Here is a 17,550-nt window from a genome sequence, read left to right on the forward strand (position 1 = left end):
CCGATGAGTCCGCAACTGGCCCTGGGCGCGGTCGTCCTGGTCGTCGTGGCCTGGCTCTTCGCCTGCGCGGAGGCGGGCCTCGCGCGGGTCTCCAGCTTCCGCGCCGAGGAGGCCGTGCGCTCCGGCCGCAGGGGCAGCGCCAGGCTGTCACAGGTCGCCGCCGACCCGACCCGCTATCTGAACGTGGCGCTGCTGGTCCGCGTCGCCTGCGAGATGGCCGCCGCCGCGCTGATCACCTACGGCTGCCTGAAGGAGTTCGACGGCACGACCGAGGCCCTCCTGATCGCCATCGCGGTCATGGTCCTCGTGTCGTACGTCGCCGTCGGCGTCTCACCGCGCACCATCGGCCGCCAGCACCCGCTGAACACGGCGACGGTCTCGGCGTACGTGCTGGTGCCGCTGGCCCGGATCATGGGCCCGATCCCGTCGCTGCTGATCCTCATCGGTAACGCGCTCACGCCCGGCAAGGGCTTCCGCCGTGGCCCGTTCGCCTCCGAGGCGGAGCTGCGGGCGCTGGTCGACCTCGCCGAGAAGGAGTCGCTCATCGAGGACGAGGAGCGCCGCATGGTGCACTCGGTCTTCGAGCTGGGCGACACCCTCGTCCGGGAGGTCATGGTGCCGCGCACGGACCTCGTGGTCATCGAGCGCTACAAGACCGTCCGCCAGGCCCTCACCCTCGCGCTGCGCTCCGGCTTCTCCCGGATTCCGGTGACCGGCGAGAGCGAGGACGACATCGTCGGGATCGTGTATCTGAAGGACCTGGTCCGCAAGACGCACATCAGCCGCGACGCCGAGTCCGAGCAGGTGTCCACGGCGATGCGCCCGGCGTTCTTCGTGCCCGACACCAAGAACGCGGGCGACCTGCTGCGCGAGATGCAGAAGGAACGCAACCACGTCGCCGTCGCCGTCGACGAGTACGGCGGCACCGCCGGCATCGTCACCATCGAGGACATCCTCGAGGAGATCGTCGGCGAGATCACCGACGAGTACGACCGCGAACTGCCGCCGGTGGAGGATCTCGGCAAGGACCGCTACCGGGTCACCGCCCGCCTGGACATCGGCGACCTGGGCGAGCTGTACGGCCTGGAGGCGTTCGACGACGAGGACGTCGAGACGGTCGGCGGCCTGCTGGCGAAGGCGCTGGGCCGGGTTCCCATCGCCGGCGCGTCGTCCGTCGTCGACCTCCCGGACGGCCGGGAACTGCGCCTGACCGCGGAGGCCGCGGCCGGCCGCCGGAACAAGATCGTGACGGTGCTGGTGGAGCCGGTGGATCCGGCGGATCCTCCGCCGGACGAGGAGGAGAAGCCGGAATGACTCCGCAGGAACTGCGCGCGTTCTGCCTGTCGTTCAACGCGGCGGTCGAGGACTTCCCGTTCAGCCCGGAGATCTCGGTCTTCAAGGTCCAGGGCAAGCTCTTCGCCCTGTCGCACCTCGACGCGCGTCCCCTGAAGGTCAACCTCAAGTGCGACCCGGACGACGCGATCCGGCTCCGCCGCGAGCACGAGGGCCTGATCGTCCCCGGCTGGCACATGAACAAGCGGCACTGGAACACGGTCACGTGCGACGGGGGACTCCCGGACGGGCTGGTCCGGGAGCTGATCGAGGACTCGTACGACCTCGTCGTCGCGGGCCTGCCGCGAGCGGACCGCCTCCGCCTCGACCGGTCCTGACGCTTCCGTATGCTCGGATCATGACCGACAGCAGCGCGCTCGACCCCGAGGACCGCAAGATCGTCACCCTGGCCCGTTCCGCGCGGGCCCGCAACGGTGTGCCCGAGGGGGCGGCCGTACGGGACGAGACCGGACGTACGTATGTCGCGGGGACGGTGACCCTCGACTCCCTGAAGCTCAGTGCCCTCCGGACGGCGGTGGCGATGGCGGTGGCCTCGGGGGCGAAGTCCCTGGAGGCCGCGGCGGTGGTGACGGAGGCGGAGACCGCGTCCGACGAGGACCGGGCAGCGGTACGGGATCTCGGTGGCGCCCGGACGCCGGTGTTGGTGGCCGGGCCCGACGGGACGGTCCGGACCACCGTGACGGCCGGCTGAAGCCTGCTGTAACCGGCGGTAATTTAGGCGCGAATTCAACCTTGCCGCCGTCTGTCCCAGGCGCATCAATGGGAACCGCAAGTTCCGACGGACCGTCAGGTTCGGCGCTCGCGTGACGTGCTCGCACTCACCCGCCGAGCGTCCCCCCACACGGAAACGGAGCCGGAATCCCATGAGAGGCAAGCGAATCGGAGCAGGTGCCGCCCTGGCGGCCGGGGCCCTCGCGGTCACCGGGCTGGCCTTCGCCCCCGCCGCACTCGCCGTCACCCCCCAGACGGCGACGATCAGTGCCGACTGCGGCACCTTCGGCAGTGGCGAGGCCACGCTCACGGCCACGCAGGAGGGCACCGCCGCCACCCTCACCGTCAAGTCCTCGGCGATCACGGCGCCGATCGCCCTCGGCGAGGACTCGATCGCGTCCACCCTCACCCTGGCGAAGGCCGGCGGCGGCACCGTCGACTTCACCGGCACCCAGAACCCCGCGATGGCCGCCGGCGCCCCCGTCGAGGTCGGCCCCCTCGACGGCACCGTGGCCTCCGGCGACAGCCTGGAGGCCTTCGGCGGCTCGCTGAAGATGACCGTCTTCGGCATCACCATCACCTGCACGGCATCCGGGCCGCAGTCGCCGGGCCCGTTCGTGTTCGACTGATCCCGGCCGGGCCGGGCGCGCACGTTACAGCGCGTCCGGCCCGCGCTCTCCCGTCCGCACACGCACGATCGTGTCCACGGGCAGCGCCCACACCTTGCCGTCGCCGATCTTGCCGGTGTGCGCGGCCTTCACGACCGCGTCGATGACGGCCTCCGCGTCCGCGTCCTCGACGACGACCTCGATACGGATCTTCGGTACCAGGTCGACCTGGTACTCGGCGCCGCGGTACACCTCGGTGTGGCCGCGCTGCCGGCCGTAGCCGCTGGCCTCGCTCACGGTCAGGCCCTGCACGCCGAGCTCCTGCAAGGCGTTCTTGATCTCGTCGAGGCGGTACGGCTTGACGATCGCGGTGATGAGCTTCATGCCTGGGGTGACCTTCTGGGCAGGGGAGACGAGGGGCGGGGAGACCGGGGCGCCGTGGCCCGGGATGCCGTGATCGTAGGCCGTCCCGGAGTGCGCCGGAAGGTCCGGGGCGTCTGCGGCCGGGGGCACGGGGCGGGCGGTTCGGGCGCCTGTGCGGCAGGGCTCCGTGGATCAGGGAGAATGGGCGCCATGAGCGTTCGTACCCAGTCATCCGAAGAGCCGGCCGAGGCTGTCCACAGGGCCGGCTTCGCCTGCTTCGTGGGCCGTCCCAACGCGGGCAAGTCCACCCTCACGAATGCTCTGGTCGGCCAGAAGGTGGCGATCACGGCGAACCAGCCGCAGACGACGCGGCACACCGTGCGGGGCATCGTGCACCGCCCGGACGCCCAGCTGATCCTGGTCGACACCCCGGGGCTGCACAAGCCGCGCACGCTGCTGGGCGAGCGGCTGAACGACGTCGTGCGCACGACGTGGGCCGAGGTCGACGTGATCGGCTTCTGCCTGCCGGCGAACGAGAAGCTCGGCCCCGGTGACCGCTTCATCGCGAAGGAACTGGCGTCCATCAAGAAGACGCCGAAGATCGCCATCGTCACCAAGACCGACCTGGTGGACAGCAAGACGCTCGCCGAGCAGCTCATCGCGATCGACCAGCTCGGCAAGGAGCTGGGCTTCGAGTGGGCGGAGATCGTCCCGGTGTCGGCGGTCGGCGGCCGGCAGGTGGACCTGCTGGCCGACCTGCTCGTCCCGCTCCTGCCGGAGGGCCCGGCGCTCTACCCCGAGGGCGACCTCACCGACGAGCCCGAGCAGGTCATGATCGCGGAGCTGATCCGGGAGGCCGCGCTGGAGGGCGTCCGCGACGAGCTCCCGCACTCCATCGCCGTGGTCGTCGAGGAGATGCTCCCCCGCGAGGACCGCCCCGCCGACAAACCCCTGCTGGACATCCACGCCTTCGTCTACATCGAGCGCCCCAGCCAGAAGGGCATCATCATCGGCCCCAAGGGCAAGCGCCTGAAGGAGGTCGGCATCAAGTCCCGCAAGCAGATCGAGGCGCTGCTGGGCACCCCGGTCTTCTTGGACCTGCATGTGAAGGTCGCCAAGGACTGGCAGCGGGATCCGCGGCAGTTGCGGAAGCTGGGGTTCTGAGGGTCCAGGGCGCGCTATAACGCCGTCGCGAGGCTCGCCCAGACCGCGTTGCCGCCGGTGAGGGGCGAGCGCGTGACTCCCCAGCTGTCGGCTATCTCGCGGACGAGCAGCAGGCCGCGGCCGCCCTCGTCGTCGAGGCCGGGGCAGTGGTCGGGGATGCCCCGGCCCGTGAGGTCGCCGTCATGCACCTCCAGCCGGAAACGCCCCTCCGTCCTGCGGCCGACGCCGCACAGGACCCACGCGCCGGGCGTGTGCAGCACGGCGTTGGTCACCAGCTCGGACACCAGCAGGACCGCGTTCGCGCACACGTCGTCGGGTACCCGCCACGAGGCCAGCCGCGCCCGCGTGGCATGACGGGCGACTCTGACGCTGGTCCGGTGGGACGGCAGTTCCAGCCAGTGCGTGCGGCCCGGGCGCACCGCGTCCAGGAACCGGGGGGTGGAAGTCGTGTGGGGGGACACGGCGTTCGCCTTCCGTGGGGGGTGGGCGCAGTCAAGGAAGGGGCGAGACGCGAACCGGACCGGCCGGAAAGTGGAGTTGGGGGTTCCGGAGCCCTGTTCGCACAAGTAACTATGCTCGCAGAGCAGTTCACGCTGCAACCATCTGCCTGATAATTTCAGGAGGAAGGTATCGCTGCTCCGGGCCGCTTGGCGGAACGATCAACTCCCTGCCAGGCTTGCGCCGGTGACGACCCCCCGGGAGGCACGGCGTGAGCGACGCGCGATCAGGCACCGGCGCCGGCGCGCCCACCGTTCTCCGCATGATCCTCGGACGCCGCCTCCAGGAGGCCCGGCAGACCGCGGGCCTCTCCCTCGACGACGCCGCCAAGGCCCTGCGCGTCACCCCGCTGACCATCCGCCGCCTGGAGAAGGCCGAGGTCGGCCTGAAGATCCTCTACGTCGAGAAGCTGCTCCAGACCTACGGGGCGGAGCAGCAGGAGATCGACGAGTTCGTCACCCTGGCCGAGCGGGCCAACGGGCCCGGCTGGTGGCACCCGTACCGCGATGTCATGCCGTCCTGGTTCACCGCCTACGTGAGTCTGGAGACCGGCGCGAGAACCCTGCGCACCTATGAGCCGCAGTACGTCACGGGCCTGCTCCAGACACCCGGGTACGCGCGTGCCGTGCTGCGCGGGGGCTTCCCGAACGACAACGACGAGGACCTCCAGCGGCGCGTGGAGCTGCGGCTGCGCCGCCAGAGCCTGCTCACCAAGCCGGACGCGCCCACGCTGTGGGTGGTGATGGAGGAGGCCGTGCTGCACCGGGTCGTGGGCGGCCCCGAGGTGATGCGCGAGCAGATCGACCGGCTCCTGGAGGCCTCCGAGCTGGAGCACGTCAGCGTCGACATCGTGCCGTTCGACGCGGGCGCCCACGTCGGGGCGTGCGCGCCCTTCACCTACTTCCGGTTCGAGGAGCGGGAGCTGCCCGACATCGTCTACAGCGAGATCCTCTCCGCGTCCGTCTACCTCGACCAGCGCGCCGACGTCGTGGCCCACCTGGAGGCCCACAACCGGCTGTCGCTGAAGACCTCGTCCGCGGACAGCAAGGCGCTGCTGAACCGCATGCGGAAGGAGTACTCATGACCATCGCCGAGAGCACCGTCTACAACGGGATGCCCGCGTCGGCCCTCGGGGAACAGGGCTGGGAACGTCCGTGGAGCGGCCCCAACGGGGGCCAGTGCGTGGAGACCAAGCAACTGGCCGACGGCCGCGTGGCGGTACGGCAGTCCGCCGATCCCGCCGGTCCCGCGCTGATCTATACGCCCGAGGAGATCACCGCGTTCGTCGCGGGGGTCAAGCAGGGCCTCGCCGACCATCTCACGGCCCACTCGGCCCACTCGGCCCACTCCGCCCACTCGGCCCGCTGAGCCCCACCGAGCCGGACTCGCACCACCACCCCCCACGAGAGGCACCCCCATGAGCAACTCGCAGGCCGCGCGGGACATCGACACCAGCAGGCCGCACTCCGCCCGCATGTACGACTACTACCTCGGCGGCAAGGACCACTTCGAGGTCGACAAGCAGGCGGCCGAGCGGGTCGCCGAGGCCTACCCCGCCATCTTCGTCTGCGCCCGTGAGAACCGGGCCTTCATGCACCGCGCCACCCGCGTCCTCGCCCGCGAGCACGGCATCCGCCAGTGGCTGGACATCGGCACCGGCATCCCCACCGAGCCCAACCTGCACCAGGTGGCCCAGTCCGTGGTCCCCGACGCCCGCGTGGTCTACGCCGACAACGACCCGCTCGTCCTCAAGTACGCCGAGCGCCTGATGCGCAGCACGTCCGAGGGCCGTACGACGTACATAGAGGCGGACGTCAACGACCCCCAGACCCTCCTGAACGCACCCGAACTGGCCGAGGTCCTGGACCTGAGCCGCCCGGTCGCGCTGTCCCTCAACGCCCTGATGCACTTCGTCACCGACGCCCAGGACCCGTACGGCATCGTGCGCCGCCTGCTGGACGTCCTGCCCTCCGGCAGCGCCCTGGCGCTGAGCCACTGCACGCCCGACTTCGACCCGGCGACCTGGCAGAAGGTCACCGACATCTACACCTCGGCCGGGACGCCCGTGCGGTTCCGCTCCCGGGCGGACGTCGCCCGCTTCTTCGACGGCCTGGAACTGCTCGACCCCGGCGTCACCGTCGGCCACCGCTGGCGGCCCGACGCCACCGACGGCGACGCCCCGACGGACGCCGAGGTCAGCCTGTGGACCGGGGTGGGCATCAAGCCGTAGTCCCCGTCCCCTGGGCGCGCAGCACCTCCCGGTACCAGCCGTACGACGACTTCGGGGTCCGCCGAAGGGTCTCGAAGTCGACGTGGACCAGGCCGAAGCGGCGTGCGTAGCCCTCCGCCCACTCGAAGTTGTCGAGCAGGGACCACACGAAGTAGCCGCGCACGTCGACACCCGCCTCCAGCGCCCGGTGCAGGGCCCGGAGGTGGCCGTCCAGGTAGGCGATGCGGTCCTGGTCGTCGACGTCCGGGTAGGAGCAGCCGTTCTCGGTGATGACGACGGGCGGGAGCCGGTCGCCGTAGCGGTCCCGGAAGGCTGTGAGGAGCTCGGTCAGGCCCTCGGGCACGACCGGCCAGCCGAAGTCGGTGACCGGGTGGCCGGTCATCTCGCGGACCGCGAAGGGGAGTTCGGCGGGCATGGCGACACCGCCGAACGTGATGTCGGTGCCCTGCGGGGCGCCCACCCGCGTCGGCGCGTAGTAGTTGACGCCGTACCAGTCGAGCGGCTCGGCGATCACCTTCAGGTCGGCCTCGACGTCCCCGGGCATCAGCTCGCCGATGCCGTCCGGGTACCGGCCCAGCAGCAGCGGGTCCGCGAACAGGCGGTTCAGCAGTACGTCGTAGAACTCGGCCGCCTCCACGTCCTCCGCCTCCGTCGACGCCGCCCAGGTCGGGCCGTGCGAGTTGGCGATGCCGATGTCCGTGGCGCCCGAGGCGCGCAGGGCGCGTACGGCCAGGCCGTGGGCCAGCAGCTGGTGGTGGGCGGCCGGGAGCGCGTCGAACAGCAGCTGCCTGCCCGGCGCGTGCACGCCCAGGGCGTGGCCCAGCAGGGTGTGCTCGGCGGGCTCGTTGAGGGTGATCCACTTCGTCACCCGGTCTCCGAGGCGGCCGGCGACCAGGGAGACGTACTCGGCGAAGCGCGCGGCCGTGTCCCTCTCCAGCCAGTCGAGGTCCGCCGGCAGGTCCCAGTGGAACAGGGTCGGCACCGGGCGGACGCCCGCCGCGCACAGGTCGTCCACCAGCCGGTCGTAGAAGTCCAGGCCCTTCTCGGAGCGCACGCGCGGCCAGGACACCGAGAAGCGGTAGGCGTTCACGCCGAGGCCGGCCAGCAGGGCCACGTCCTCGCGGTGGCGGTGGTAGTGGTCGCAGGCCACCGCCGCCGTCGAGCCGTCCTTCACCCGGCCCGGCTCGGCGGTGAAGGCGTCCCACACGGACGGCTCGCGCTCGTCCGCGGCCCCCTCGATCTGGTGCGCCGAGGTCGACACGCCCCAGAGGAAGCCGGCCGGGAAGCGGGGGATCGGGTTGCCTGCGTCAGTCGCCATGCGCTGGATCATCCGTACCGCCGGTAACGGAAGTCAACAGGCTGCTGCGGAAGACCTGTTAAGCACCTTCCTTCAGCACGCGCGAGATCAGCTTCCGCTGTTCGTCCGTCAGTCGCGGGTCGGCCGCGTACACCGTCTTCCCGTCCACGGTGATCTGGTAGCTGAACCCGTCCGGGACCCCGATCGGCGGCGTGTGCCGGCCGGCGGCGACCGCTTGCTCGGCCAGCGCGTGCCATTCGGGGGCATCGGGGCGGCCGGAGGTGTCCACCTCGGCATGCCGCTCGATGCCCGCGAATCCGCCCGTGCGCCTCACCTGAATACGCATGGCACCTGTCTAGTACGGAACTACAGGGTCCGCACCCCGACCTGCTCCCAGGCCTTCGACACGGCGTCCAGCTCCTCCCCGTCGCCGAACCGCTCCCGCGCGGCCTTGACGGTGAGCGTGGCGAAGTCGGCGAACATCGCCTGCTGCTTCAGCTCGCCGCCGGTCAGCACGTCGTACCAGATCAGCCCAGCGCGTTCCCAGGCGTGGCCGCCGAGGGCCGTGGCCGCCAGGTAGAAGGCGTGGTTCGGGATGCCCGAGTTGATGTGGACGCCGCCGTTGTCGCGGCCGGTGCGCACGAAGTCGTCCATCGTCGCCGGCTGCGGGTCCTTGCCCAGGACGTCGTCGTCGTACGCCGTGCCCGGCTCCTTCATGGAGCGCAGCGCCTTGCCCGTCACCCGCGGGGCGAGCAGGCCCGCGCCGACCAGCCAGTCGGCCTCGGCGGCGGTCTGGCCGAGCGTGTACTGCTTGATCAGCGAGCCGAAGACGTCCGACACGGACTCGTTCAGCGCTCCGGGCTGGCCGAAGTAGGTGAGGTTGGCGGTGTACTGGGTGACGCCGTGGACGAGTTCGTGGCCGATGACGTCGATCGGGATGGTGAAGTCGAGGAAGATCTCGCCGTCCCCGTCGCCGAAGACCATCTGCTCGCCGTTCCAGAAGGCGTTGTTGTACTCGCGGTCGTAGTGCACGGTCGCGTTCAGGGGAAGGCCGTTGCCGTCGATCGAGTCGCGCTGGTACGCCTTCAGCAGCAGCTCGAAGGTGGCGCCGAGGCCGGCGTAGGCGCGGTTGACGGTGGCGTCCTTGCCGGGCTTGTCGCCCTCGCCGCGGACCTTGTGTCCGGGCAGGTCGGTGCCGTGCCGGGCGTCGTGGACGGTGCGCTGCGGCTTGCCGTCGGCGACCGCGGCGACGGCGGTGGCGCCGATGACCGTGGTGAGGCGGCGCTGAGTGCGCTCGAAGGCGTCACGCTGCAGGGTGCGGCGGGCGGGTCCGGCGAGCGCGGGGTCCTCGGCCTGGGCGAGCTTGTCGAGGACATGGGGTGGAACGATGGTGCAGAAGACGGGCTCGAAGCCCCCGTGAGTCGTCATGCCCGGCACCCTTGCACTGCGTGACGGTACTGTCACTAGTCGCCACCATGATTGGTGAAATACCGGGACAAGGGCCTTCACTCTCCGTGGTGAAGTGGTATAGCGCACTTTTTGTCCCGTATGGGTGTCCGGTCCCGCATACTGATACGGACCCGCGCACCCGGAGGGCCTCGGCTAGCATGCTGCGCATCATGCGTTTCGGGCTGCTTCTCCTTAGCTGCCGCGGCGAGGGCCTGTAGTCGAGGCCGACTCCCTCCCCGCGGAGCTTGGTGCTGCGTCGTCGGCCGTCCTTCCGGACACTCTGAGGAGCCCCCGCATCATGGCGAACCGCCAGCAGCCCAGTTCCATGCCGATCCACAAGTACGGCCGCTACGAGCAGGTCGACATCCCGGACCGCACCTGGCCGGACCAGCGCATCACCACCGCCCCCCGCTGGCTCTCCACGGACCTGCGCGACGGCAACCAGGCCCTGATCGACCCCATGTCGCCCGCCCGCAAGCGCGCGCTGTTCGACCTGCTGGTCAAGATGGGCTACAAGGAGATCGAGGTCGGCTTCCCGGCGTCGGGCCAGACGGACTTCGACTTCGTACGGTCGATCATCGAGGAGCCGGGGGCCATCCCCGACGACGTCACCATCTCCGTACTGACCCAGGCCCGCGAGGACCTGATCGAGCGCACGGTGGAGTCGCTGAAGGGTGCCAAGCGCGCGACCGTCCACCTGTACAACGCCACCGCCCCCGTCTTCCGCCGGGTCGTCTTCCGGGGCTCCAAGGACGACATCAAGCAGATCGCCGTCGACGGCACGCGGCTGGTCATGGAGTACGCGGAGAAGCTGCTGGGCCCGGAGACCGAGTTCGGCTACCAGTACAGCCCCGAGATCTTCACCGACACCGAGCTGGACTTCGCGCTGGAGGTCTGCGAGGCGGTCATGGACGTCTGGCAGCCCGGCCCGGGCCGCGAGATCATCCTCAACCTGCCCGCCACGGTGGAGCGTTCGACCCCCTCGACCCACGCGGACCGCTTCGAGTGGATGGGCCGCAACCTCTCCCGCCGCGAGCACGTCTGCCTGTCGATCCACCCGCACAACGACCGCGGCACGGCCGTCGCCGCCGCCGAGCTGGCCCTGATGGCCGGCGCCGACCGCGTCGAGGGCTGCCTGTTCGGGCAGGGCGAGCGCACCGGCAACGTCGACCTGGTCACCCTGGGCATGAACCTCTTCTCCCAGGGCGTCGACCCGCAGATCGACTTCTCCGACATCGACGAGATCCGTCGCACGTGGGAGTACTGCAACCAGATGGAGGTCCACCCGCGCCACCCGTACGTGGGCGACCTGGTCTACACGTCCTTCTCCGGCTCCCACCAGGACGCCATCAAGAAGGGCTTCGACGCCATGGAGGCCGACGCGAAGGCCAAGGGCGTCACCGTCGACGACATCGAGTGGGCGGTCCCCTACCTGCCGATCGACCCCAAGGACGTCGGCCGCTCCTACGAGGCCGTCATCCGGGTCAACTCGCAGTCCGGCAAGGGCGGTATCGCGTACGTCCTGAAGAACGACCACAAGCTGGAACTGCCCCGCCGGATGCAGATCGAGTTCTCGAAGATCATCCAGGCGAAGACGGACGCCGAGGGCGGCGAGGTCACGCCCAAGGACATCTGGGCGGCCTTCCGGGACGAGTACCTGCCCAACCCAGAGAACCCGTGGGGCCGGATCCAGGTCAAGAACAACCAGTCGACGACCGACACCGACGGCGTGGACACGCTGACGGTCGAGGCCACGGTCGACGGCCAGGACACCGTCCTGACCGGCTCGGGCAACGGCCCAATCTCGGCCTTCTTCGACGCGCTCCAGTCCATCGGCATCGACGTACGCCTGCTGGACTACCAGGAGCACACGATGAGCGAGGGCGCCTCCGCGCAGGCCGCCTCCTACATCGAATGCGCGATCGACGACAAGGTCCTGTGGGGGATCGGAATCGACGCGAACACCACGCGGGCCTCGCTGAAGGCGGTCGTCTCGGCCGTCAACCGCGCGACGCGCTGACCAGCCCCGCAGGCGGTTTGAGGGCTCCGTCCGCTGATGTCCGGCGGTCGGAGCCCCGTCGCATACCGGCCAATCCCTGTGAGGGTCACGGAAAGGTCTCCTCCGGGGTACTGACTCCTCCTCACGGATGTGGCTAACATCACGCAAGCGCGGCGACGCTGCCGTGCGGCGTGACGGAGGTGCGACGTGCTGCCAGGACGGGTACGAAACGGCCGTGCCGCCAGGTTCTCGAGCATCCTGGGCACCCGTACCGCGTGGACGCCCGCCGGTGACGGGGAGTTCTTCTGCCCCGGCTGCGGCGGCGACCGCAACTACCAGCGGCTGACCGGACAACGCCGCTTCACCCTGCTCGGCCTGCCCGTGCTGCCGCGCGGCGAGACCGGCCCGGTCGTGGAGTGCGCCGCCTGCCGCCGCCACTTCGGCACGGACGTCCTCGACCACCCGACCACCACCCGCTTCTCCGCGATGCTCCGCGACGCCGTGCACACCGTCGCCCTCGCCGTGCTTGCCGCGGGCGGCGCCGGTTCCCGTACGGCGCTGGAGTCCGCGGTGCTCGCCGTGCGCGCGGCCGGCTTCGACGACTGCACGGAGGAGCAACTGGCCGCCCTCGTGGAGGCGCTGGAGGCGGACACCGGCCGGATCACCGGGGAACCCTGCGGTGCGGGACTGGCCATAGAGCTGCACGAGGCACTGGACCCGCTCGCCCCGCACCTCGCCACGGTCGGCCGCGAATCGATCCTGCTCCAAGGGGCGCGCATCGCCCTGGCGGACGGGCCCTACACACCGGCCGAGCGGGACGTGCTCGCGACGGTCGGGGCGGCGCTCACCATCTGCTCGGACGACGTGACACGGGTGATGGCGGCGGCGGCGCGTACGCCGTCCTAGGGCGGCGCCTGTGCCGGGCTCCGTCGTAGTGCGGCGCCTGTGCCGGGCTCCGTCGTAGTGCGGCGCCCCTGCCGGGTCCTAGAGCAGCCCCGCCGCCGTCAGGTACGTCCCGACCCGCTCCACCTCGTCCTGCGACAACGGCACCTGCGGCTCCGCCGTGACCGGGCAGTCGATCACGCCCCGCAGGTGCAGCGCGGCCTTGAAGGCGCCGATCGCCGAGGAGCCGGGGCCCATGCGGGCCGGGTCGCCGACGCCGACCAGGCCGAACAGGGCGCACAGCCGTTCCTGTTCGGCACGGGCCTCCTTCCACTCCCCGGCGCGGCACAGGCGGTCCAGGCGGGCGTAGCCGTGCGGGTCGACGTTGCCGAGGCCGGGCACCGTGCCGTCCGCGCCTACCGCGAGCGCCGCGTCGACGATCAGCTCGGAGCCGGTCAGCACGCTGAAGCCGCTGATGTCCGGGTGGGCCCTGGCCCCGGTCACGACCTGGCGGAAGGCGGCCAGGTCGCCGCTGGAGTCCTTGAGCGCGGCCAGGACTCCGTCGGCGGCCAGTTCCAGGACCACGTCCGCCGGCAGCTTCGTGTGGACGGCGACGGGGATGTCGTAGGCGACCACCGGGACCGGGCTCGCGGCGGCGACCGCGCGGTAGTGGCGGGCGATCTCCGCCGGGTGGGTGCGGGCGTAGAACGGGGCGGTGACGACGACCGCGTCCGCTCCCGCCGCCGTCACCGCCGCGACATGGTCCACCACCCTGGCCGTCGTCATGTCGATCGCCCCGGCCAGCACCGGGAGCTGCCCGCCCGCGTGGGCCGTGACCGACTCGACCACCAGCCTGCGCTGCGCGTCCGTCAGATACGCCGCCTCCGAGGTCGAGCCGAGCACGAACAGGCCGTGCACCCCGCCGTCCACCAGATGGTCGACCAGCCTGAGCAGCGAGGGGACGTCCACCTCGCGGTCCGGTGTCAGGGGCGTGCAGACGGGCGGGATGACACCGGTCAGCGGGGTGAGGGTCATGAAGCCTCCATCGGGTCGCTCCGGCGGACGAGGTCGCGGGTCGACTCGTCCTCCTGGACAGGATGGTGGCAGCGGAAGCGGTGCGCGGGCGCCGACGCGGCCGAGAAGTCCGGCATCACCTCGGCGCACGTCCCGTCCGCCTTCCAGCAGCGTGTGCGGAACGGGCAGCCGCTCGGCGGGCGCGTCGCCGACGGGACCGGACCGGCCAGCGGGATCGGCTCGATCGGGTCGAGCAGGCCGGGCGTGGCGGAGAACAGGGCACGGGTGTACGGGTGCCGGGCCCGGTCGGTGACCAGGGCGGCCGGGGACTCCTCGACGATCCGGCCCAGGTACATGGTGATCACGCGGTCGCTCATCCGCCGAACCGTCTGGATGTCGTGCGAGACGAACACCAGGGCCAGACCCAGGCGTTCCTTCAGATCCAGCAGGAGGTTGAGGATCTGGGCGCGGACCGATATGTCCAGGGCACTGGTCGGCTCGTCCGCCACGACCAGGTCCGGGTCCAGCGCCAGCGCCCGGGCGATCGCGACGCGCTGCCGCTGCCCGCCCGACAACTGGCCGGGCAGGGCGTCGGCGAGGGCCCGGGGGAGGCCGACCAGGGACATCAACTCCCGGACTCTCTCGTCACGTTGCCCGCGAGCGCCCCGGTCGTGCACGTCCAGCGGGTCCCGCAGGATCTGCCGTACGGTCAGACGGCGGTTCAGGGCCGTCGACGGGTCCTGGAAGATCATGCCGGTGCTGCCGCCGACGGTCCGGCGGCGTTCGGCGGGCGGCATCGCCCACAGGTCGCGGCCCCGGAAGGACACCGTGCCCCGCGTCGGCCGTTCCACCCCCACCAGCACCTTCGCCAGGGTCGACTTCCCGCAGCCCGACTCGCCCACCACGCCGACGGTCTCGCCGGGCGCGATGGCGAGGTCGGCGCCGGTCAGGGCGTACACCCGGTCGCGGGTGAACAGGCCGCCGCTGCGGGCCTTGTGCACGACATGGGCGTCGGACAGCTCCATCAGGGCGCTCATGACACTGCCTCGGTCTCCGTCGTCGCCAGCTCTATGGCCGGGTGATGGCAGGCCACCGTGTGCGCCGGCGTACCCGTCAGAAGGGGGGCCGTCGTCCGGCAGACACCGCTCGCCCGCGGGCACCGGTCGGCGAACCGGCACCCGGCCGGGAAGTCGGCCGGGGACGGCACGACCCCCTTGATCTGGGTCATCCGCTCCTGCGCCGACTCCAGCGACAGCACGCTGCCGAGCAGGCCGCGCGTGTAGTGGTGGGCCGGGGCCTCCACCAGGTCGGCGGTCACGCCGATCTCGACGATCTGCCCGCCGTACATCACCGCCACCCGGTCGGTGACGTCCGCGACCAGTGCCAGGTCGTGCGAGACGAGGATCAGCGCGAAGCCCAGCTCCTCGCGCAGCCGCAGCAGCAGCTCGATGACCTGGGCCTGCACGGTCACGTCGAGGGCGGTCGTCGGCTCGTCGGCGACGATCAGCTTCGGGTCGCGGGACAGGGCCATGGCGATCAGGACGCGCTGGCGCTGCCCGCCGGACAGTTCGTGCGGGTAGCTGCGCAGGGTGCGCTCCGGGTCGAGGCCGACCATCGTCAGCAACTCGGCGGGACCGCGCCGCCCGCCCCGCCGGACGACCTGCTTCAGCTGGGCGCGGATCGTCATCGCCGGGTTCAGCGACGACAGGGCGTCCTGGTAGATCATCGCCATCTCGTGGCCCAGGAGTCTGCGGCGTACGCGCATCGGCTCGGCGAGCAGGTCGCGCCCGCCGAACCGGACCTGGCCGCCGACGCGCGCCCCCTTCGGCTGGAGGCCCATGACCGCGAGGGCCGTCAGCGACTTGCCGCAGCCCGACTCGCCGACCAGGCCCAGGACTTCACCGGGACGCACCTCGAAGCCGATGCCGTCCACGATGTCGACGCCGCCGTGCCGCTGGTCGAAGCCGATGGTGAGGTTCTCCACGGCGAGCACCGGCTGCCCGTCCCGGGGCAGACGACGGGCCCGGGCCCGCAGCCGCCGGGCCGCTTCCGTCAGGCCGGGCAGTTGGACGATCTCCCCGCTGCCGGGCTCCGGCGCCTGGAGGTGGTCGTCGTCCTCGGGGACCTCCACCTCGCGCGCCGACGGGGCCGCCCACGCGTCGGACACCCCCTCGGACAGGATGTTCAGCGACAGCACGGTGACCAGCATCAGCAGGCCGGGGAACACCGTCGCCCACCAGCCGCCGGTCAGCACCATGTTCTTGCCGTCCGCGATGACACTGCCCCAGGACGGGTCCGGCGGCCGTACGCCCGCTCCGATGAAGGACAACGACGCCTCGAAGACGATCGCCTCGGCGACCTGCACCGTGCAGAACACCAGCACCGGAGCCGCGCAGTTGATCGCCACGTGCTTCAGCACGATGTGCGGTGTCCGGGCGCCGATCACCCGTTCCGCCGTCACGTAGTCCTCGCCGTACTGGTCGAGGACGTTCGCGCGGACGACCCGGGCCACCGGCGGTGTGAACAGGAACGCGATCGCGCAGATCAGCACCGTGATGCCCCCGCCGAACACGGCCACCAGCACGGCGGCGAGCGCGATGCCCGGGAACGCCATGACGACGTCCAGGCAGCGCATCAGTGTCTCGTCGACTGCCTTGCGCGAGGTTGCCGCGACCGCTCCGAGCAGTGCCCCGGCCACCAGAGCCAGGCCGGTGGCGCCGAGCCCGATCGCCAGCGACCAGCGCGCCCCGTACATCAGCCGGCTGAGGATGTCCCGGCCGAGGCTGTCCTGGCCCATCCAGTGCCCGGCGGAGGGATGCCCGGTGCCGTCCACGGGCGGCTGCTGGTCGAGCGGGTCGTGCGGGGCGAGCAGCGGCGCGAGCAGCGCCAGCAACACGACGACCGCCAGGAAGCAGACGGCGGCCTTCGACAGCAACGGCAGCCGGCGCCAGCCGCGCAGCCGCACCCCGGGCCGGGACAGCGCCTCGGTGAGGCTCTTTCGGGTCAGCATGCGGGTCATCACGTGGTCGCATCCCTCAGTCGCGGGTTGACCAGCAGGTAGAGGACGTCGATGACGAGGTTCACGACGAGGAACCCGGCCGCCGTGGTCAGGACGACGCCCTGGACGACGGCCGGATCGCCGTTCTTCACCGCGTCGATCATCAGCTTCCCCATGCCGGGCAGCGAGAAGATCGTCTCGATGACGACCGCGCCGCCCAGCAGATAGCCGACGCGCAGCCCGAGCACGGTGAGCGGGTTGATGAGCGCGTTGCGCAGCACGTTCCGTCCCACGACCACGTGCGGCGGCAGCCCGCTGCCGATCGCCGTCCGTACGTAGTCCTTGTCCAGCTCCTCCACCACGGCCGTCCGCACGATCCGGGTCAGCTGGGCTGCCACGGGCAGGGAGAGGGCGAGGGCGGGGAGCGTCATGGTCTTCAGCCAGCCGGTGAAGGAGTCGGCCGGGTTGATGTAGCCGCCGGTCGGGAACCAGCCCAGGTCGACCGCCAGGTACTGGATCATCAGCAGCGCCAGCCAGAAGCCGGGCGCCGCGACACCGGTCAGCGACACGACCCGGATGATCTGGTCGGGCAGCCGGTCCCGGTAGATCGCCGCGGTCACGCCGCCCAGGAGGGACAGCACGACCGCGACGCCCAGGCCCAGGAAGGTCAGCTGGAGGGTGAGCGGCAGCGCGGTGGTGACCTGGTCGATCACCGGCGCCCGGGTCAGCGCGCTGGTGCCCAGGTCGCCGTGGAGCAGGTCGGCGACGAAGTCGGCGTAGCGCACGGGCAGCGGGTCGAGCAGGCCGTGCTCCTCGCGGAAGTCGTGCAGTTGCTCCGGAGTCGGGTTGGCGCCCTGGAAGAACGCGGACGCCGGGTCGACGTCCGAGAACCGCATCACCAGGAACACGAACAGCACGATGCCGAGCATCAGCGGCACGAGCAGGGCGACGCGGCGCAGCAGGATCCGCAGGACTGCCGTCATG

Annotated in this window: 19 protein-coding genes; 10 read left to right on the forward strand and 9 right to left on the reverse strand. The window is 71.1% G+C overall.

Annotation, left to right across the window (positions count from 1 at the left end; all coding sequences use genetic code 11):
• The first annotated feature begins 3 nt into the window (after nucleotides 1-3).
• The 4 genes from ACIBL4_RS12225 to ACIBL4_RS12240 all read left to right on the forward strand — a co-directional run bounded on the left by ACIBL4_RS12225 (nucleotide 4) and on the right by ACIBL4_RS12240 (nucleotide 2,693).
• Nucleotides 4-1,314 carry a hemolysin family protein gene (locus ACIBL4_RS12225; RefSeq protein WP_399408971.1) on the forward strand — a complete coding sequence of 437 codons (1,311 nt, stop codon included), beginning with the start codon at nucleotides 4-6 and terminating at the stop codon, nucleotides 1,312-1,314.
• A complete protein-coding gene (locus ACIBL4_RS12230; protein ID WP_399408973.1) occupies nucleotides 1,311-1,670 on the forward strand; it encodes an MmcQ/YjbR family DNA-binding protein in 360 nt (119 codons plus the stop codon). Before ACIBL4_RS12225 ends, ACIBL4_RS12230 begins: the two co-directional genes overlap by 4 nt.
• Nucleotides 1,671-1,690: 20 nt before the next feature.
• Nucleotides 1,691-2,044: a cytidine deaminase gene (locus ACIBL4_RS12235; RefSeq protein WP_399408975.1), complete on the forward strand. Its 354-nt coding sequence runs from the start codon at nucleotides 1,691-1,693 to the stop codon at nucleotides 2,042-2,044.
• A gap of 172 nt (nucleotides 2,045-2,216) precedes the next feature.
• A complete protein-coding gene (locus ACIBL4_RS12240) occupies nucleotides 2,217-2,693 on the forward strand; it encodes a hypothetical protein (RefSeq protein ID WP_399408977.1) in 477 nt (158 codons plus the stop codon).
• A 24-nt stretch (nucleotides 2,694-2,717) separates the two neighbouring features.
• On the opposite strand, the gene ACIBL4_RS12245 is transcribed toward ACIBL4_RS12240, so the two are convergent.
• The gene (locus ACIBL4_RS12245) at nucleotides 2,718-3,056 is read right to left on the reverse strand and encodes a P-II family nitrogen regulator (protein WP_399409345.1); all 339 of its coding nucleotides are present in this window, start codon (nucleotides 3,054-3,056) and stop codon (nucleotides 2,718-2,720) included.
• A gap of 180 nt (nucleotides 3,057-3,236) precedes the next feature.
• On the opposite strand from ACIBL4_RS12245, the gene era reads away from it, so the two are divergent.
• Nucleotides 3,237-4,199 carry a GTPase Era gene (gene era, locus ACIBL4_RS12250; protein WP_399408979.1) on the forward strand — a complete coding sequence of 321 codons (963 nt, stop codon included), beginning with the start codon at nucleotides 3,237-3,239 and terminating at the stop codon, nucleotides 4,197-4,199.
• Nucleotides 4,200-4,213: 14 nt separating this feature from the next.
• Here the strand turns inward: era and ACIBL4_RS12255 are convergent, their stop codons facing one another.
• Nucleotides 4,214-4,660 (reverse strand): ATP-binding protein, encoded by a 447-nt coding sequence (locus ACIBL4_RS12255; RefSeq protein WP_399408981.1) that lies wholly within the window; start codon nucleotides 4,658-4,660, stop codon nucleotides 4,214-4,216.
• Nucleotides 4,661-4,908: 248 nt separating this feature from the next.
• On the opposite strand from ACIBL4_RS12255, the gene ACIBL4_RS12260 reads away from it, so the two are divergent.
• Genes ACIBL4_RS12260 through ACIBL4_RS12270 form a run of 3 tightly spaced genes read left to right on the forward strand, consistent with a single transcriptional unit; the run spans nucleotide 4,909 to nucleotide 6,927 of the window.
• Nucleotides 4,909-5,781: a helix-turn-helix domain-containing protein gene (locus tag ACIBL4_RS12260; RefSeq protein ID WP_399408983.1), complete on the forward strand. Its 873-nt coding sequence runs from the start codon at nucleotides 4,909-4,911 to the stop codon at nucleotides 5,779-5,781.
• Nucleotides 5,778-6,065, forward strand: coding sequence for a DUF397 domain-containing protein (locus tag ACIBL4_RS12265; protein ID WP_399408985.1), 288 nt, complete (start codon nucleotides 5,778-5,780; stop codon nucleotides 6,063-6,065). Before ACIBL4_RS12260 ends, ACIBL4_RS12265 begins: the two co-directional genes overlap by 4 nt.
• Nucleotides 6,066-6,114: 49 nt before the next feature.
• A complete protein-coding gene (locus tag ACIBL4_RS12270) occupies nucleotides 6,115-6,927 on the forward strand; it encodes an SAM-dependent methyltransferase (protein ID WP_399408986.1) in 813 nt (270 codons plus the stop codon).
• Here the strand turns inward: ACIBL4_RS12270 and ACIBL4_RS12275 are convergent.
• Genes ACIBL4_RS12275 through ACIBL4_RS12285 form a run of 3 tightly spaced genes read right to left on the reverse strand, consistent with a single transcriptional unit; the run spans nucleotide 6,917 to nucleotide 9,652 of the window.
• Nucleotides 6,917-8,245: a GH1 family beta-glucosidase gene (locus ACIBL4_RS12275; RefSeq protein ID WP_399408988.1), complete on the reverse strand. Its 1,329-nt coding sequence runs from the start codon at nucleotides 8,243-8,245 to the stop codon at nucleotides 6,917-6,919. The genes ACIBL4_RS12270 and ACIBL4_RS12275 overlap by 11 nt on opposite strands.
• A 58-nt stretch (nucleotides 8,246-8,303) precedes the next feature.
• The gene (locus ACIBL4_RS12280) at nucleotides 8,304-8,570 is read right to left on the reverse strand and encodes a protealysin inhibitor emfourin (RefSeq protein WP_020273176.1); all 267 of its coding nucleotides are present in this window, start codon (nucleotides 8,568-8,570) and stop codon (nucleotides 8,304-8,306) included.
• Between the two features lie 20 nt (nucleotides 8,571-8,590).
• Entirely contained in the window at nucleotides 8,591-9,652 is a 1,062-nt protein-coding gene (locus tag ACIBL4_RS12285) for a M4 family metallopeptidase (protein ID WP_399408990.1), read from the reverse strand.
• Between the two features lie 319 nt (nucleotides 9,653-9,971).
• Here ACIBL4_RS12285 and leuA point away from each other — a divergent pair, with 319 nt between their 5' ends.
• Both leuA and ACIBL4_RS12295 read left to right on the forward strand, forming a co-directional pair.
• Nucleotides 9,972-11,693, forward strand: coding sequence for a 2-isopropylmalate synthase (leuA, locus tag ACIBL4_RS12290; protein WP_399408992.1), 1,722 nt, complete (start codon nucleotides 9,972-9,974; stop codon nucleotides 11,691-11,693).
• A gap of 186 nt (nucleotides 11,694-11,879) precedes the next feature.
• Nucleotides 11,880-12,578, forward strand: a complete 699-nt coding sequence (locus ACIBL4_RS12295) for a TerB family tellurite resistance protein (protein ID WP_399408994.1) — start codon at nucleotides 11,880-11,882, stop codon at nucleotides 12,576-12,578.
• Nucleotides 12,579-12,656: 78 nt separating this feature from the next.
• Here ACIBL4_RS12295 and ACIBL4_RS12300 read toward each other — a convergent pair whose 3' ends face one another.
• From ACIBL4_RS12300 to ACIBL4_RS12315, 4 genes are read right to left on the reverse strand one after another with little or no spacing between them, the layout of a single operon-like run.
• Nucleotides 12,657-13,589 carry a dihydrodipicolinate synthase family protein gene (locus ACIBL4_RS12300; RefSeq protein ID WP_399408996.1) on the reverse strand — a complete coding sequence of 311 codons (933 nt, stop codon included), beginning with the start codon at nucleotides 13,587-13,589 and terminating at the stop codon, nucleotides 12,657-12,659.
• Nucleotides 13,586-14,605 (reverse strand): oligopeptide/dipeptide ABC transporter ATP-binding protein, encoded by a 1,020-nt coding sequence (locus ACIBL4_RS12305; RefSeq protein WP_399408998.1) that lies wholly within the window; start codon nucleotides 14,603-14,605, stop codon nucleotides 13,586-13,588. Before ACIBL4_RS12305 ends, ACIBL4_RS12300 begins: the two co-directional genes overlap by 4 nt.
• Entirely contained in the window at nucleotides 14,602-16,578 is a 1,977-nt protein-coding gene (locus tag ACIBL4_RS12310; protein ID WP_399409347.1) for a dipeptide/oligopeptide/nickel ABC transporter permease/ATP-binding protein, read from the reverse strand. The genes ACIBL4_RS12305 and ACIBL4_RS12310 overlap by 4 nt, the downstream gene beginning before the upstream one ends.
• Nucleotides 16,579-16,586: 8 nt before the next feature.
• Nucleotides 16,587-17,549: an ABC transporter permease gene (locus tag ACIBL4_RS12315; RefSeq protein ID WP_399409000.1), complete on the reverse strand. Its 963-nt coding sequence runs from the start codon at nucleotides 17,547-17,549 to the stop codon at nucleotides 16,587-16,589.
• Nucleotide 17,550 lies beyond the last annotated feature (1 nt).

Origin of the sequence: Streptomyces sp. NPDC050416 (genome assembly GCF_044458845.1) — a bacterium.
Classification (GTDB): Bacteria; Actinomycetota; Actinomycetes; order Streptomycetales; family Streptomycetaceae; genus Streptomyces.

Excerpts from the sequence above, each read along its gene's own strand:
- ACIBL4_RS12225 (WP_399408971.1), top strand. The coding sequence starts at position 4 with ATGAGTCCGCAACTGGCCCTGGGCGCGGTCGTCCTGGTCGTCGTGGCC.
- ACIBL4_RS12230 (WP_399408973.1), top strand. The coding sequence starts at position 1,311 with ATGACTCCGCAGGAACTGCGCGCGTTCTGCCTGTCGTTCAACGCGGCG.
- ACIBL4_RS12235 (WP_399408975.1), top strand. The coding sequence starts at position 1,691 with ATGACCGACAGCAGCGCGCTCGACCCCGAGGACCGCAAGATCGTCACC.
- ACIBL4_RS12240 (WP_399408977.1), top strand. The coding sequence starts at position 2,217 with ATGAGAGGCAAGCGAATCGGAGCAGGTGCCGCCCTGGCGGCCGGGGCC.
- ACIBL4_RS12245 (WP_399409345.1), bottom strand. The coding sequence starts at position 3,056 with ATGAAGCTCATCACCGCGATCGTCAAGCCGTACCGCCTCGACGAGATC.
- era (WP_399408979.1), top strand. The coding sequence starts at position 3,237 with ATGGGCGCCATGAGCGTTCGTACCCAGTCATCCGAAGAGCCGGCCGAG.
- ACIBL4_RS12265 (WP_399408985.1), top strand. The coding sequence starts at position 5,778 with ATGACCATCGCCGAGAGCACCGTCTACAACGGGATGCCCGCGTCGGCC.
- ACIBL4_RS12270 (WP_399408986.1), top strand. The coding sequence starts at position 6,115 with ATGAGCAACTCGCAGGCCGCGCGGGACATCGACACCAGCAGGCCGCAC.
- ACIBL4_RS12275 (WP_399408988.1), bottom strand. The coding sequence starts at position 8,245 with ATGGCGACTGACGCAGGCAACCCGATCCCCCGCTTCCCGGCCGGCTTC.
- ACIBL4_RS12280 (WP_020273176.1), bottom strand. The coding sequence starts at position 8,570 with ATGCGTATTCAGGTGAGGCGCACGGGCGGATTCGCGGGCATCGAGCGG.
- ACIBL4_RS12285 (WP_399408990.1), bottom strand. The coding sequence starts at position 9,652 with ATGACGACTCACGGGGGCTTCGAGCCCGTCTTCTGCACCATCGTTCCA.
- leuA (WP_399408992.1), top strand. The coding sequence starts at position 9,972 with ATGGCGAACCGCCAGCAGCCCAGTTCCATGCCGATCCACAAGTACGGC.
- ACIBL4_RS12300 (WP_399408996.1), bottom strand. The coding sequence starts at position 13,589 with ATGACCCTCACCCCGCTGACCGGTGTCATCCCGCCCGTCTGCACGCCC.
- ACIBL4_RS12305 (WP_399408998.1), bottom strand. The coding sequence starts at position 14,605 with ATGAGCGCCCTGATGGAGCTGTCCGACGCCCATGTCGTGCACAAGGCC.
- ACIBL4_RS12310 (WP_399409347.1), bottom strand. The coding sequence starts at position 16,578 with ATGCTGACCCGAAAGAGCCTCACCGAGGCGCTGTCCCGGCCCGGGGTG.
- ACIBL4_RS12315 (WP_399409000.1), bottom strand. The coding sequence starts at position 17,549 with ATGACGGCAGTCCTGCGGATCCTGCTGCGCCGCGTCGCCCTGCTCGTG.